Annotated in this window: 13 protein-coding genes and 1 other RNA gene; 11 read left to right on the plus strand and 3 right to left on the minus strand. The window is 56.3% G+C overall.

The genetic code is table 11. The features are described 5' to 3' along the window. Positions 1-50 precede the first annotated feature (50 nt). The 7 genes from AOA61_RS28580 (at position 51) to AOA61_RS28615 (ending at position 7474) form a co-directional block, all read left to right on the plus strand. Positions 51-2861: an FAD-binding and (Fe-S)-binding domain-containing protein gene (locus tag AOA61_RS28580; RefSeq protein ID WP_099603206.1), complete on the plus strand. Its 2811-nt coding sequence runs from the start codon at positions 51-53 to the stop codon at positions 2859-2861. 136 nt (positions 2862-2997) lie between these two features. After that, positions 2998-3279, plus strand: coding sequence for a hypothetical protein (locus AOA61_RS28585; RefSeq protein ID WP_032884699.1), 282 nt, complete (start codon positions 2998-3000; stop codon positions 3277-3279). 94 nt (positions 3280-3373) lie between these two features. Next, positions 3374-3770: a transfer-messenger RNA gene (gene ssrA / locus AOA61_RS28590) on the plus strand. Between the two features lie 155 nt (positions 3771-3925). Further along, positions 3926-4678, plus strand: a complete 753-nt coding sequence (locus AOA61_RS28595; protein ID WP_099603207.1) for a hypothetical protein — start codon at positions 3926-3928, stop codon at positions 4676-4678. Positions 4679-5077: 399 nt separating this feature from the next. Next, positions 5078-5236, plus strand: coding sequence for a hypothetical protein (locus AOA61_RS31395; RefSeq protein ID WP_158234839.1), 159 nt, complete (start codon positions 5078-5080; stop codon positions 5234-5236). A 308-nt stretch (positions 5237-5544) separates the two neighbouring features. Continuing rightward, on the plus strand, positions 5545-5829 hold the full coding sequence (locus AOA61_RS28610; protein WP_241150105.1) for a transposase: 285 nt from the start codon (positions 5545-5547) through the stop codon (positions 5827-5829). 436 nt (positions 5830-6265) lie between these two features. Further along, entirely contained in the window at positions 6266-7474 is a 1209-nt protein-coding gene (locus AOA61_RS28615; RefSeq protein WP_099603209.1) for a hypothetical protein, read from the plus strand. A 104-nt stretch (positions 7475-7578) separates the two neighbouring features. Here the strand turns inward: AOA61_RS28615 and AOA61_RS28620 are convergent, their stop codons facing one another. Both AOA61_RS28620 and AOA61_RS28625 read right to left on the minus strand, forming a co-directional pair. Continuing rightward, complete coding sequence (locus tag AOA61_RS28620) at positions 7579-8199, minus strand: tyrosine-type recombinase/integrase (RefSeq protein WP_065935688.1); 621 nt, start codon at positions 8197-8199, stop codon at positions 7579-7581. Positions 8200-8402: 203 nt separating this feature from the next. Then, positions 8403-9623, minus strand: a complete 1221-nt coding sequence (locus AOA61_RS28625) for an FAD-dependent monooxygenase (RefSeq protein WP_099603210.1) — start codon at positions 9621-9623, stop codon at positions 8403-8405. Between the two features lie 135 nt (positions 9624-9758). Between AOA61_RS28625 and AOA61_RS28630 the strand changes: the two genes are divergently transcribed. Continuing rightward, positions 9759-10676, plus strand: a complete 918-nt coding sequence (locus AOA61_RS28630) for a LysR family transcriptional regulator (RefSeq protein WP_099603304.1) — start codon at positions 9759-9761, stop codon at positions 10674-10676. A 99-nt stretch (positions 10677-10775) separates the two neighbouring features. On the opposite strand, the gene AOA61_RS28635 is transcribed toward AOA61_RS28630, so the two are convergent. Then, positions 10776-11414, minus strand: a complete 639-nt coding sequence (locus AOA61_RS28635) for a TetR/AcrR family transcriptional regulator (protein WP_003192639.1) — start codon at positions 11412-11414, stop codon at positions 10776-10778. A gap of 115 nt (positions 11415-11529) precedes the next feature. Between AOA61_RS28635 and AOA61_RS28640 the strand changes: the two genes are divergently transcribed. From AOA61_RS28640 to AOA61_RS28650, 3 genes are all read left to right on the plus strand, one after another. Beyond that, positions 11530-13080: an MFS transporter gene (locus AOA61_RS28640; RefSeq protein ID WP_015885950.1), complete on the plus strand. Its 1551-nt coding sequence runs from the start codon at positions 11530-11532 to the stop codon at positions 13078-13080. An 80-nt stretch (positions 13081-13160) separates the two neighbouring features. After that, a complete protein-coding gene (locus AOA61_RS28645) occupies positions 13161-13763 on the plus strand; it encodes a hypothetical protein (protein ID WP_003192635.1) in 603 nt (200 codons plus the stop codon). 29 nt (positions 13764-13792) lie between these two features. After that, positions 13793-14101 carry a hypothetical protein gene (locus tag AOA61_RS28650; RefSeq protein ID WP_015885952.1) on the plus strand — a complete coding sequence of 103 codons (309 nt, stop codon included), beginning with the start codon at positions 13793-13795 and terminating at the stop codon, positions 14099-14101. Positions 14102-14311: the final 210 nt, after the last annotated feature.

Below are 14311 nucleotides of genomic sequence, written 5' to 3' on the forward strand. Positions count from 1 at the left end.
GCGCATTCGTGTCAATACGGCGCCCTGGGGGTGCTGATCCTGGAGGCCCCATGAGTCTGCCTGCCGCTTTCTTAGCTGACGTCGCACAGCTGATCCCAAAAGATCGGCGTTTCGACGATCCACTTTCCACCCTCGCATTCGGCACCGACGCCAGTTTTTACAGATTGGTCCCACAACTAGTGATCCGCGTGGAGTCGGAAGGTGAAGTGGTAGCTCTGCTGCAACTGGCCCAGCGTGAGCGCGTGCCAGTGACCTTCCGCGCGGCCGGCACCAGTTTGTCCGGTCAAGCGATCAGCGACTCCGTACTGATCGTGCTGGGAGACAATTGGAACGGCCGCGAGATTCGCGGGCACGGGACTCAGATCCGCCTGCAACCCGGCGTAATCGGTGCCCAGGCCAACGCCTGGCTGGCGCCGTTCGGGCGCAAGATCGGCCCGGATCCCGCATCGATCAATGCCTGCAAGATCGGCGGAATCGTCGCCAACAATGCCAGCGGCATGTGCTGCGGCACCGCGCAAAATACCTATCACACCTTGGCTGGCATTCGTCTGGTGCTGGCCGACGGCAGTTGCCTGGACACCGAAGATGCGGCCAGCGTCAGCGCCTTTCGTGAGCGGCACGGCGCGCTGCTTGAACGCCTGGCGACACTGGGTCGCGAGACGCGGGCAAACGCCGACCTCGCCGCGAAAATCCGCCACAAATATCGTCTGAAAAACACCACAGGACTGTCACTCAATGCCCTGGTGGATTTCGATGAACCACTGGATATTCTTAGCCATCTGCTGGTCGGCTCCGAGGGGACGCTGGGCTTTATCAGCGCAGTGACCTACGACACCGTGATCGATCATCCCAACAAAGCCTCGGCATTGATTGTGTTCCCCAATGTGGAGACGTGCTGCAACGCAGTAACCGTGTTGAAAACCCAGCCGGTCTCAGCCGTAGAGCTGCTGGATCGACGCAGCATGCGTTCGGTCCAGAACAAACCCGGCATGCCCGCCTTCGTACAACACCTGTCGGAAAATGCCTGCGCGCTGCTCATCGAATCCCGCGCGGCATCACCTTCTTTGCTGCATGAGCAAATGGCGCTGATCATGGCGTCCCTGGCCGTTTTCCCCGTCGAGAAACAGGTCGATTTCACCGAAGACCCTGTAGAAAACGCCCGACTCTGGGCGATTCGCAAGGACACCTTTCCTGCCGTCGGCGCTGTGCGCAAAACCGGCACCACGGTGATCATCGAAGACGTAACCTTTCCCGTCGAGCAACTCGCCATCGGCGTAAACCGTCTGATCGAACTGTTCGACAAACATCACTACGACGAAGCCATCCTTTTCGGACACGCCCTGGAAGGCAATCTGCACTTTGTGTTCACCCAAGGCTTCAACAGCGCCGAAGAAGTCACACGCTACCAAGCGTTCATGGATGACGTGGCGCAACTGGTGGCCGTCGAGTTCGGCGGCTCACTGAAAGCCGAGCATGGTACCGGACGCAATATGGCGCCATTCGTCGAGTTGGAATGGGGCAGCGATGCTTACCAACTGATGTGGCAGCTCAAGCGCCTGCTCGACCCCAACGGCATTCTCAACCCCGACGTAGTGCTCAGCAACGACCCGCAGATCCACCTCAAGCACCTCAAACCACTGCCTGCAGCCGACGAGCTTGTGGATAAGTGCATCGAGTGCGGCTTCTGCGAGCCTGTGTGCCCCTCAAAAGGCCTGACGTTGAGCCCACGCCAGCGCATCGTGATCTGGCGCGACATTCAGGCGAAGAAACGCGCCGGCGTCGACACCACCGAACTGGAAGCCGCCTACCACTACCAAGGCATCGACACCTGCGCAGCCACCGGGCTATGCGCCCAGCGCTGCCCTGTGGGAATCAATACCGGCGACTTGGTGAAAAAGCTGCGCAGTCGTGACGCCGACCGTACGAAAACAGCCGAATGGCTTGCCACCCATTTCGCCACCGCACTGCAAGGTGCGCGCTTTACCCTGCATGTCGCCAATGGTGCTCGCATGCTGCTCGGCGCTCCTCGCCTGGCGAAGCTGTCTGCCACCGTGACCAAGCTGTCCAAGGGACAAATTCCGCAGTGGAGCAGCGCTATGCCACAGCCGGAAAAGGCGATTCGTTTCAGCCCGGCTGTGACGGATGAGCGGCCTCGAGTGGTCTACCTGGCGGCGTGCGTCTCACGCGCCATGGGCCCGGCCTCCGGCGATAAAGAGCAGATGTCGCTGTACGACAAAACCCGGGGCCTGCTGGAAAAGGCTGGCTACCAAGTCGTCTTTCCCGACAACCAAGACAGCCTGTGCTGCGGCCAGCCGTTCGCGTCCAAAGGCTATGCCGAACAGGCAGAGCACAAGCGCCAGGAGTTGATCGGCGCCCTGCTCCACGCCAGCCGCGGCGGCCTCGATCCGATCTATTGCGACACCAGCCCGTGCACCCTACGTCTGGCGCAAGACCTGGGCGAAACCCGCCTGGACCTCTACGACCCAGTACGCTTTATCCGCACGCACCTGATGGACCGCCTTGATTTCATGCCGCAGGAAGCACCGATCGCCGTACACGTCACCTGCAGTACCCAACACCTGGGAGAAAGCCAGGCGCTGATCGACCTAGCCCGTCGCTGCGCCAAAACCGTCGTGATTCCAGAAGGCATCCACTGCTGCGGGTTTGCCGGCGACAAAGGCTTCACCACGCCAGAACTCAATGCCCACTCACTGCGCACCCTCAAGGATGCCGTGCAATATTGCAGCGAAGGCATCTCCACCAGCCGCACCTGCGAAATCGGCTTGAGCCAGCATGGCGGCATTGATTATCACGGGCTGGTGTACCTCGTGGACCGAGTAACCCAGGCCCGCGCCCAATAATCCTGCAAAAAAAACAGAACCCCTGCACGCCAGCGTAGTCACTTGAATAGGCCTCGACGAACGAGGCCAATCAGTGATGTCGCTGGCAGCGCTTGAAGGCCAGCAGCGTCGAGCCCTTTGCGCAAGGAGATACCCTATGAAGCGTTCCGCTCTTGCTGGCTTGTTCGTTACCGCTGCGATGCTGGCGTCCCCGGTCTTCGCGGCCGACAGTGAAAAAGACCTGTGCCAGATCAATATAGACAAAATTAACAACGCCAAAGCGACACTCGCCACCGACACCACCGGCAAGAGTGGGGAAATCGACACGGTTGTCTCCCAAGCCAAGGCATTTCACGCGTCTGGCGATGATAAGCAGTGCATCGAAGTCACCAACAAAACCCTGCAAGACCTGCAAAACAGCAACAAAGGCGGCAAGTAAGCAGTAAGGCCAACCTTCGGGTTGGCCTTCGGTGACCGTATGGCGTACACTGCACAGGCTTGTCACTCACTATGAAACAACGAGTTACAAGCACGGGGCCGTTTAGGATTCGACGCCGGTCGCGAAACTTTAGGTGCATGCCGAGTTGGTAACAGAACTCGTAAATCCACTGTTGCAACTACTTATAGTTGCCAATGACGAAAACTACGGCCAGGAATTCGCTATCGCTGCGTAAGCAGCCTTAGACCTGAGCTTCTGGTACCTTCGGGTCCAGCAATCACCAGGGGATGTCTGTAAACCCAAAGTGATTGTCATATAGAACAGAATCGCCGTGCAGTACGTTGTGGACGAAGCGGCTAAAACTTACACAACTCGCCCAAAGCACCCTGCCAGTCGGGTCGCTGAGGGTTAACTTAATAGACACGGCTAAGCATGTAGTACCGACAGCGGAGTACTGGCGGACGGGGGTTCAAATCCCCCCGGCTCCACCAAATAAGCTTTAAAAATCAGGCACTTAGCGAATACCGCAGGTGCCTTTTTTGTGCCTGAAAGGGCTGATTTGGCTCGGTTATGCCAGCTTAATGACAGCTTGTCTAATGAGTCGTACAGGATTTCTACATAACTGACGAAGAAATTGGTGGATCGGATGGAAACCAAAAATAATCCTACTGGTAGACTCCTAGACATATTGGTGGACGTCAGATCAAAGCCGGATGGCCACTCTGCTCGAAAGGTATGGGCTTCGGTTTTCGACTGCGACCCTGCCAACACAGGCGAAATTCTGGGATCGCTTGCGGATCTGATAAAGCTAGTCGCAGAAGCTAAAGAGGCAACCGCAAAATTTATACCTGGTGACGTGACGCTGTTTTTGGCGCCCTTCCCAAAAATCGAGTCTATGTTGAGCCGCGTTCACTTCGATACGGTTTGGCAGCCATCGAAGGCTCATCTTGATGACAACACAATGTCCGGCCTCGCGTTTGGTAATCTTGCACTCATACCTTTTTACGGAAAAAACGCTCTTAGTGAAGATTCAATAGCCGAGTTCATCGCCCAATTGAATGAGCTTCTTCAGCAATGTCTAGCCTCCGACCTACCGCCTGAACTCCAAAAGCTGTTCATTAAAAATCTGGAAGCACTCAGGCATGCGCTCATGGTGTACAGAATTTCGGGCGCGCGTGGATTGGAGGCTGAACTAGACAGGGCAGTTGGCTCTTTATTTCGACATCATGAAGAGATCAAGGCAGCCTCTTCAGACCCGCAAGCAAAAGCGTACACGACTCAGGTATTCGATATCATTTCAAAGCTGAACGACTCGGTGCAGTTTGTTCAAAACGCCGTCGTTTTGGCAGGGCCAACTTTAAACGGCATCGCCCTATTGCTTAACCAGCTCAGCTCCTGACGCGGTTTGTGATTGATCTCATCCGCTATTGCAGCAGTATGGGCTTGAGCAGTGCATAGGCCATATAAACCGTGGCCTGTATAATTTCGGTGTCTAAAACTCTACCGTCATTTAGGGTGGGTTTCGCCCAATGAATGCGAGGTAAGTCGAGGTAGTTTTAGACAGCCTTTTTAGGTTTTTTAGGCATTGGGCGGTGTTCAGCTATTGCGCTTTTTCGGAAGCCCTGAGAACATCGCCAGCACTCTGACACCACGGGCTATTACCAGTGGTGCCTATGAACCGGTTGGGTGCCGTGCCCTGTGTCTGGTCTCAAACACAAAACAGCGGCGCAGTCTGAGCCAGCCACCTCCCTACCAGCCGCAACAGGGGACTGAGGTGGCAGTTCTGGGAGGGGATACGATGAGTATTACCGAGCTGAACGGTTCAGAGGCTCTCGCTCAGCGCATTTATGCGTTCGGCGCGGCAACAGCGGCGCTTTGCGCTGCCGGTGTCGGCCCAGTAACCGCTGCAGTACTGGTGCTCTGTGCAAGCTTTTTGCTTGCCAAAGTAAGAGCCTAAGGCTGGAGCCTCCCCCCGCTGGCGGGCGGGGGCGGCTCATCTATAAACGCTTCGGTGTCCTGCCGAACGTCCTCTACTGACACGCAACAACCGCCGCCACCAGCTGCCGCTCGTAGCCGATCCGCTGCCGTCGCTCAGCCAGTAAAGCGCGCACCTTCACTTCCAGGCTCTCGGACGTCCTCAGACCCTGCGCCGCCCACGGAGGGTATCCGTCCGGCCAAGTCATCTACCCAGCCCCGCAAAGCCACGACATGGTGTGCACTTAAATTTAAGTGGGCACCAGTTCTAGCCTTTTAAGCGGGTATTTCATGCAGCCACAACGCCGTTCCTACTCCAAGTCCTTCAAGACTCAAGTCATTCAAGAGTGTGCCCAGCCAGGCGCTTCTATTGCCAGCATCGCGCTCAGCCATAGCCTCAACGCAAACCTCGTCCATAAATGGATTCGGGTACAAGCGCAGAAAAGCACGGCGCTGCAACCTGCGTTTATTCCGTTACCCATGCAGCTGGCCGGAGTAAATTCGCAAGCTGCATCATCGACTATCTGCGTTGAGATCCAGCACCCGCGTGGCACCTGCGTAATTGCATGGACTTGAACACTCATTTGCATTGCCACTGACCAGCCATTTGCATCCGTGCTGACCAACCGTTTGCATTCGACTTGACCAGCACACGCCGTTATCACGATCGGCAGAGAACGGCCAATAGCTGTCGGTGGCGACGGGCAGAAACCGACCCTTAGCTGCCGATCAGCACCGGCAGAGTTCGGCCAGTCTCTGCTGCTCACGACAGGTGGCAGCCGGCCAAGAGCGTTCACCAAAAGCCGTCAAAATCCGAAGGTGACTCTCACGCATGGCTTTACCTTGCAAATTGAGAAAGTTTTGAGCTACCGTCACAACTGCGCTGGTGCGGCGCATTGAAACCTGAGAGGGACGCACTTTTGTACTAATGGCCCCTGTATGAAAGTCCCATTTCTATGCGGGCCGATTTTTCTGACCGTAAGGTGCCCAAGTAGGCATCAAAGGCTAAAAAATGGCGTTTTCTCTAATTCGCAGTCTTACTGCGTCCGTTGTTCGTAACGTCTCGGCATTGAAGCGTGATGCCAAGCGTCTCCAAAAAAACTCCCAGCTGGTTTTTGGTACCGAGTATCCACTCAAGGTCTGCCAGCACGCCGTAGCGGTATCTCGCGGATTCCGCTCACTTACCGATGTTGAAAATATCTCTCGACGGTTGGGACTGGATAAGAACGCACCGTTCTGGACGATTCTTGGGCGAAGCGATAACCATCAAGCAGCATTGAGTGCCCTGTACCAGCTTGGCCTTGAGTACTCAGAGAACGGCCCTGTGGTGTTCACTGGCAATCAACGACACTCTATTGTTCCAGCCCTGACATTACTGTTTGAGGAAATGAGTACACGAAAGTTGCCGGGCCTAATCCTGGTAGAAACACAGGCAGAATCAGTTCAGGAAACCCTGGTTTACGACGGGGTTAAGGCGCTAGGGTTCGACGAAATCTTTGAAGGGTTCCGCTCACTGGATTTGCGAGAAAAAAATCTTCCTGTATCGCTATGCACAGGGTCCAGATGCTGGGTTTTGGCAATTCTGAATGCTTTTGACCTCGAGATTCAGTCAAAGCTGCAACGGACTGACTGGGCAATATCTCTAGAAACGAGCGCTTTTGAAAATGCCAAGTCGCGCAGACAGGTAACCGAATCAAAGAACTTTGATGCCATTCCGTTCTACTCGGTAAAAGAGGCGGCATATCAACTGGTCTATGGTTGCGGGTGGCCTTTATGGATAGACGACAATGCTAAAATGGCTTCCTTCCCCGAAAAGCTGGATGAGGATACAGCCAAAGTTTTGCTACATCTGATTGGCGAGCTAGCAGAGCGTAACTTCTCACTTGGTGTTTCTTGTGAACATGAGAGCAGTTGGCGCCCGTACGTTGTCCTCTTCTCAAGAAACGACCCAGCCAGTGAGGTACTAGCTGGCGTTGTTCACTCATATTATTCTTGGTGTCAACCTCGCGAAAATCCAACTCCGATACTTTATGTATCAGACGGGGCATCGCCTTATGCCCCCCGATTTTTGTCGTTCGGTGGCAACACGGCAGTAGTTAATGGTCTTGACGGGATTCCTGATGGAAAGCAGCCAGGCCAGTTCTATGGCTACAAAAATGCACTCAAAGTTGTCGGCTCGCCAGAAGGTCTGACGTACATGGGTAAGCGCGTTTCTCTGTAGGGCTGAGAAGCATATGGGCTAGGTTTGGGTCGAAAATGGACGCTCGTGAGCGTCTGTTTTTGGCCGGTTCGCGACGGTCTGACTTCGACCGTCGCTATACATGGTCAAACCTCAGTCTGTTCCGCCATTTCCAGGGCGTCATCGACCTCAATCCCCAGGTATCGCACAGTGCTCTCCAGTTTTGTATGTCCGAGCAGCAACTGAACCGCCCGCAGGTTCTTCGTCCTGCGATAGATCAGTGATGCTTTCGTACGTCTCATTGTGTGTGTGCCATACATCGCAGGATCAAGGCCTACGGCTTTAACCCAGCCTTTGACGATACGAGCGTATTGACGAGTAGATAGATGGTCTGAAGTATGCAGCCGGCTAGGAAAAAGGCAGTCCTCGCTGTGTAGCTGGGCCCGGTGTATCCAGGCCGCGAGAGCAGACCGTGTTTGCTCAGTGATCTCAAACTGCACAGGCCGCTGCGTTTTCTGCTGCATCACCATGGCTCGTGATGATACGTGCTCGCCATGAGCGACATCGCGCACGCGGAGCTTGGTTAAGTCGCAGGCTCGAAGCTTGCTGTCGATGGCCAGATCGAAGAGAGCCAGATCTCGGGTTCTTTCCGCAATTTGAAGCCTTACTCGGATGGCCCAGATATCGCTCAGTCGGAGTGGGGTTTTCTGCCCGACCAGTTTTCCTTTGTTCCAGGGCTGACGGCTGCAGGTAGCGATGATGTTCACGACAAGTCCTCCACGTGGTGAAGGACAAGGATGACTAATCAGAGCAACGGTCGCTAACCGGCCAGAAGCCGACATATGAAGAGCATCATTGTGAGCTGCCAGACTTGGCGCTCCAGCGCGGCGGGCAATGTCATGGGCCACGGTTTACAGTGAGGCGTCTCGGGGCCGGAGACGCCATGCGGTGTCCAGATTGCCACAGTCTTTCAGAGGCGGTACAGACTGCCGAAGTCAGCGCCATCCATCGGCGTGCTGTCCATGCAGCCCGTCATCGGCAAACCCTGTGACCATCCTGTCGCCAAGGCCTGCACGTCACGCAAGGGATCGGACGCCTTGGCGCGTTCATTGCGAATGCGGCAGGTTTCAGGATCAGTGGCAAACAGACCTCGAGCGAAGACTCGACCCTGCTCGGCCAGCTTGGCGGTCTTCGGCCCGCGGATCTCCGCGAAGCGCTGCAAGGCTTCATCAAGGCCGTTCGTTCCTTCCAGGCATCTAGCAAGGTGCCAAGCGTCTTCCAACGCCTGACAAGCGCCCTGGCCCGATGTCGGCAACGGCGCGTGCGCCGCATCTCCCACAAGCAGCACATTAGCCCGGCTCCACGCATGCAGCGGCTCCAAGTCGTGCACGGCAATCATTCGGATGGCGTGCGTCGGCGTTGCCTGGATGATACGGGCGATAGGCTCCGGCCATCCCGCGAACAGATCCTCGATCTCCTTGCGCATATCGGCTGCGGGCGTCGGCCCTGACAATGGCCGCGCCTGCGCCGCTGCCCAGTAGACCAACTCCGGCCGGACCGGCACGCAACCGAAGCGATTGCCCGAACCCCAATAGTCCTGAATCGCTATATCGCTCACCAACGCACTTTCCCCCTGCGCCACACCTATCCAGTTCACAAATCCCTGATAAACCGGCGTGTTATCCCCCGCAACGAACTCGCGTGCCACCGACCCCATACGGCCATCGGCGCCGATAAGCAGATCTGGACGGATACTCACCCCGTTCTGGAAGCGCGCCACCGCTTTGCCATTAGCCTCCAGATCTATCCCCACCGCCCGATGCCCGAACTCCACCGGGATTCCGCTCTGTGCCGCATGCTTCAGCAGCACGGCCTGCAAGTCCCTCCGCAAAATGGTATGAGTCGGATATCCCATTGTCTCGTCCAGCAGCGCGATATCTATGCCCCCCAACGAATTGCCCGCAGCGTCCTGGCGGCGCACTAACACTGGCCGGCCACCCGCTGCCGCGATGTCTTGGAGGAGGTCCAGTTCCTCCAGCACAAAGCCAGCGTTGGGCCAAAGCGTCACGCCAGCCCCCATGGTCGCTGGCCCCGCCCGGCGCTCATATACCCGGGGACTGTGTCCCCGCTTGCGCAAGGCAAGCGCCATGCTCAACCCCGCAATTCCGCCGCCAAGTATTCCGATTTCCACGCTGGATCTCCTATTCAATCCGCCCCAACGCGCCATCGGCGACAACCCATCGGACGAGACAGCATCTTAGATTCCGTCAATGGGGAGAACTATTATGTAAAAATGGGCGACTTTAATACCTTAATCGGGATAATCATGCGCAATGCCCTCGACCTGAACACCGTCCGTGTATACGTGGCGGTCGTCGATGCACAAAGCTTTGCCGGCGCGGCGCGCCTGCTGTCCCTGCCATCTTCTAACGTCAGCCGCCACGTCGCCTCGCTGGAACGCAGATTGGGCGTTCGCTTGCTGGAGCGAAGTACTCGCCACCTGCGCATGACTGAAGCCGGCAGACTTCTCTACGAACGTGCAAAACCTTTGCTCGACTCCTTGCTCTCCACTGAGGAAGAACTTGGCGCGGTGCAGCGTGAACTGCGGGGGCCCTTGAGGATGTGCATGCCAGGCGAAGCGCCAAGGCTACTGGCCCCTATCCTGGCCGAATTCTGTAGCCTCCATCCCGGCGTCGAATTGGAGTGCGACACACGCCTGACCGGTTTAGAAGCGCTCCGGGAAGACGTGGACCTCTCCATCGTCTTCCATCGTGGGCGCCAGGATGACAGCACCATCATCACCCGCGAACTCGCTACGCTACCCAGCATTGTGGTCGCGGCTCCCGCTCTGTTAGCCAAAACGGGAACTCCGCGACAAGTGCGCGAACTAGAGTCCTTGCCGTGCATTACTACACTGAGCGCATTGAAGGGCCAGCCCTGGCTGTTTCTCGACGGCACAGGCGAAATCGTGAAGGTGTCTGTGCGTAGTCGCTATCGTGTCAACAGCGGAGAGCTTGCGTTGGCGGGCGCGCGGCAAGGCATCGGTTTCGCGATAGTGGCAGCCTATCCATGCCAGGAAGATCTTGCCGCGGGCCGATTGCGGGAAGTGTCGCTGGACCTTCGCGCTGCGCCGCTGCAATTGCTTGGCGCGTACAGCCACCGCCATTCCGTGACCGCGCGGGTTCGGGCGTTGCTGGAATTTATACAGCTGCGGTTGGAACGAGTTGGGAGCGGCTCAAGATGAAAGTCGTAATGAGGGCAGCGTCCGAACGGCCGAGGTCCTACCCCGGGTCGTTTTCTGCCTTTCCTGTATGACTGCAATTGGCCGAAGCACCGCCTCCGATCAGGCTTGTTTGACGCCGTTGGGTAACATCAGCAGGCAAGCATCAGCAACGGCATGGGCAAACGGGGCGAAGTCCTCGGTATTAGCGGCGATGATGTTATCAGTCGCGCCATGGACGCCCGCATAAATGAGCAATGCCACAACGTTCGGATGTTCTGGCGCCCAATTGCCGGCCAGCTTGCCCCCTTCAATAATCGCAAGCAATTGCTCGAGAATAGCGTTCTTCGAGCCGTTGGCACGATCATGATGGTGGTGGTTCACGTAGACGATATCGTGGATACGATATGTCTTGACGTAGGTTTCGATGTTGGCGTGAATCCAGGCGCGAAGACGCTCTTCCCAGTCATCGGCAGCGCAGCGCGCCATTGCATTGTCCAGGCTGAGCATGAAGCGCTCGGTATAGCGCACGGCCAGAGCGTCAAGCATTTCGTTCTTGGAAGAAAAGTAGTGATAAAACGTGCCCTTGGCCACTTGAGCTGACTCAACGATCTCGTTGATCGTGGTGGCCTCGACCCCCTGAGCTAGAAAAAGCTTCTCGGCTGCCGCCATCAGTTCATCCAGACGTACTTCGGCGGGTTTGGTCCGGGGCTTGGGAGCACGTTCTGTCGCCGGAGCTTTTACGGGGGCTTTGGTTTTCATCGTCTCGTTTCAAACAATTCGTCAAAGGAAATCAGTGTAAAGGAGGGAACCAATCGAGGTGGGAAAAAGTTGAATGACCCATTGACCGACGGTCAGTCGGCAAATATCATGAGGCATGAACATTGATCGCTCCGCCTCAGATAACCCGGTCACCCGCCGCTTTCCCCGCATAGCGGCGCTATGTGCAGCCTACCTCGGCACGTTTCTCGCTACGCTGGATATCAGCGTCGTGAACGTGGCACTACCGACACTGCAAGACGCGTTGCAAACGGATATTTCCGGTCTTCAATGGGTCGTCAATGCATACACGATCTGTTTGTCAGCCTTCATGCTGTCTTCGGGGCCAATCGCCGATCGTTATGGGCATAAGCGGGCCTGGCTGGCAGGTGTAGGGGTGTTTACTGTCGGCTCAGCAGTTTGCGCTATGGCATCCAACCTGGATTTACTGCTGTTCGGGAGGGCGGTGCAGGGAGTCGCCGGTGCGCTTCTGATCCCGGGTGCCCTGCCAATTCTCAGCCATGCATTTCCAGACGCTGAAGAGCGTGCTCACGTCATTGGTGGCTGGTCGGCGTTCAGCGCATTGGCGCTTATCCTGGGGCCATTGCTGGGTGGCTTGTTGCTCCATGGCATAGGTTGGCAGAGTATTTTTGTTATCAACCTGCCTCTTGGGATGATTGCCATAGGCCTGGGCATCTGGGGGATCAGGGAGCACAAACAGCAAGCGCGCACAGCGCTGGATCCGGCAGGGCAAGTGCTCAGCGTCGTGTGTCTTGCCAGCCTGACTTATGGGCTCATCAGTATCGGCCAGCCGGGCTTGAACTCTTTGATACCCATAGCGGCGCTGGCAGTTGCCCTGGTGGTGTTTATTTTGTTTATGTTTGTAGAGCGGTGTGTAGATCGACCGTTATTGCCACTTTCGCTGTTTCGCAGGCGTTCGTTTGCCGTGGTCAACCTGGCCTCTTTTACCCTGGGTTTTTCGTACTACAGCTGCCTGTTCTTCTTCTCGATCTATTTACAGACGATTCAAGGCTTGTCAGTGGTTGAAACGGGTTGGCGAATGATGCCGCAGTTTCTGGTCACCGGCTGCGTGTCGATTTTGTACGGGCGCTTGAGCGCAGTGATGACATCGCGAAGACTTCTGGTGGCCGGTTATGGCGTGACGGCGCTGGCGATGTCTACCATGGTGACCTTCACAGCACATACCCCTTATTGGATTGTGGGCACCCTGTTCGGGCTTCTGGGGCTCGGAGCCGGTCTCGCAGTACCTGCCACCAGCATGGCGGTTATGACCGCCGCACCGATTGATCGTATGGGGGTGGCCTCTACCACGATGAACGCGTTGCGTCAGATGGGCATGACAATCGGCGTCGCCTTTTTGGGCACGCTCATGAGCAGCGAGGCGTCACGAGTGCTAGCTGCCGCGCTGCGTGATCAAGGGGTAGCCAAAGCGCCTGAGATTGCGCGGTATGTGATTGCTCATGGTGTGGCATCAAGTGACTCGCTGATTGTTTCTACACTTTTTGTTCCCGCGATGGAGCACGGGTTTCATGTGGCAATGATGGTTTCCGGGCTCGCCTGTGCACTGGTGGCCCTGATGCTGTTAATCACCTCTTTTGAGGCCGACACCTTGCCATCGCCCCCACCGAAACACACAGATGGCGGCTGAATTTGCTTCAGAGTGGAGCCAGCCTTGAAATTCACCTGCAGTTCTGTGGTCTGTACAACAATCCCGTAAAGGACTGTTTTATGTCTATTCGCCGTACCCTCTGTTTCCTGACGCTGCCGTTGTTCGCAGGTTGCCAGTATTTGCCCCACACCAACTACTTCACCGCGCCCGAAAACGAGCCCAATCCTGCCTGGGTACGTATCGTCGACTACACGCAACATGCCGAAGTTTACCAATACGAAAACGGTAAACGTTCGGGCGGCGCTGTTCGCACCGGCCTCCTGCCGTTCACCCATACACAAGACGTGGGCATGCCCAAGGCAGGGCAAGACCTCACATGGGACTATTACGAAACGCGGATCCGACCCGGTATCGAAACGCAGGTGGATCTTTTCTGGGAGGGGTCACGCACTCGCTCCTGCCACATCTCGACGAAGTTTACTCCCCAAGCCGGACTCTATTACCAGTTCAGGCTGACATCCGGCTCATCAGGCAGCTGTAGGGTGTACGCATCGCTGATTGAGCGCGACACAGAAGGAAACGGTTGGCATCTCACGCCGAATCCGCAGGTGACCTACAACGGTGATGGACCGACGGCCCAAACCTATTACCAGAACAGTAGGTTTGAGGACCCCGATTATCATCCACCTGAAGCTCTGTATCCGGGGATGGACATTTACTAGACAGGTGCACGACTACAAGGAATCGTTAATTGGCTAGCGCGAAATACTTCCGAACGCTCGGCGAGCGAGCCTCAGAAGATGTGTTCGCATGGGCGGCATTTGTCGCGCAAACAGAATTCCAGTGGAAAGACACAGCGTCAGTCCAGGACGCCGTCGCCTGGCAGCGTATTTGGTTCGAGCTTGAAATACTCAACGGGCTTGCGTTGGCGCATTGGGAGGATGAGGGAAAGCCTATTAACTGGTCGAGCCGCTGGAATACCGACTATCGACAAGAAGCGGCGGCCCTGGCGAATGACTTGCTGGAGCTTTTGTGCGATGCAGAATCATCTGGAGGCTGAACCATCACGCTGGTCTCACGCAAAGTGCCCAGAAGTCGGATTGCGGCGAACAACGACCCGACGGTCAGCTCAATAGGCATCTAAACCGCTCTTCAGGGAGTTTCTCTGCAAAAATCGCGTCGGCTTTCAGCAGCACACCCTCAAATATGCCAGCTTATCCATCCCCATCCGCGCGCTTGTGCAATAGAGCATTTTATAAACCGCTCACAC

Origin of the sequence: Pseudomonas sp. 2995-1 (assembly GCF_002742505.1) — a bacterium.
Classification (GTDB): Bacteria; Pseudomonadota; Gammaproteobacteria; order Pseudomonadales; family Pseudomonadaceae; genus Aquipseudomonas; species Aquipseudomonas sivasensis.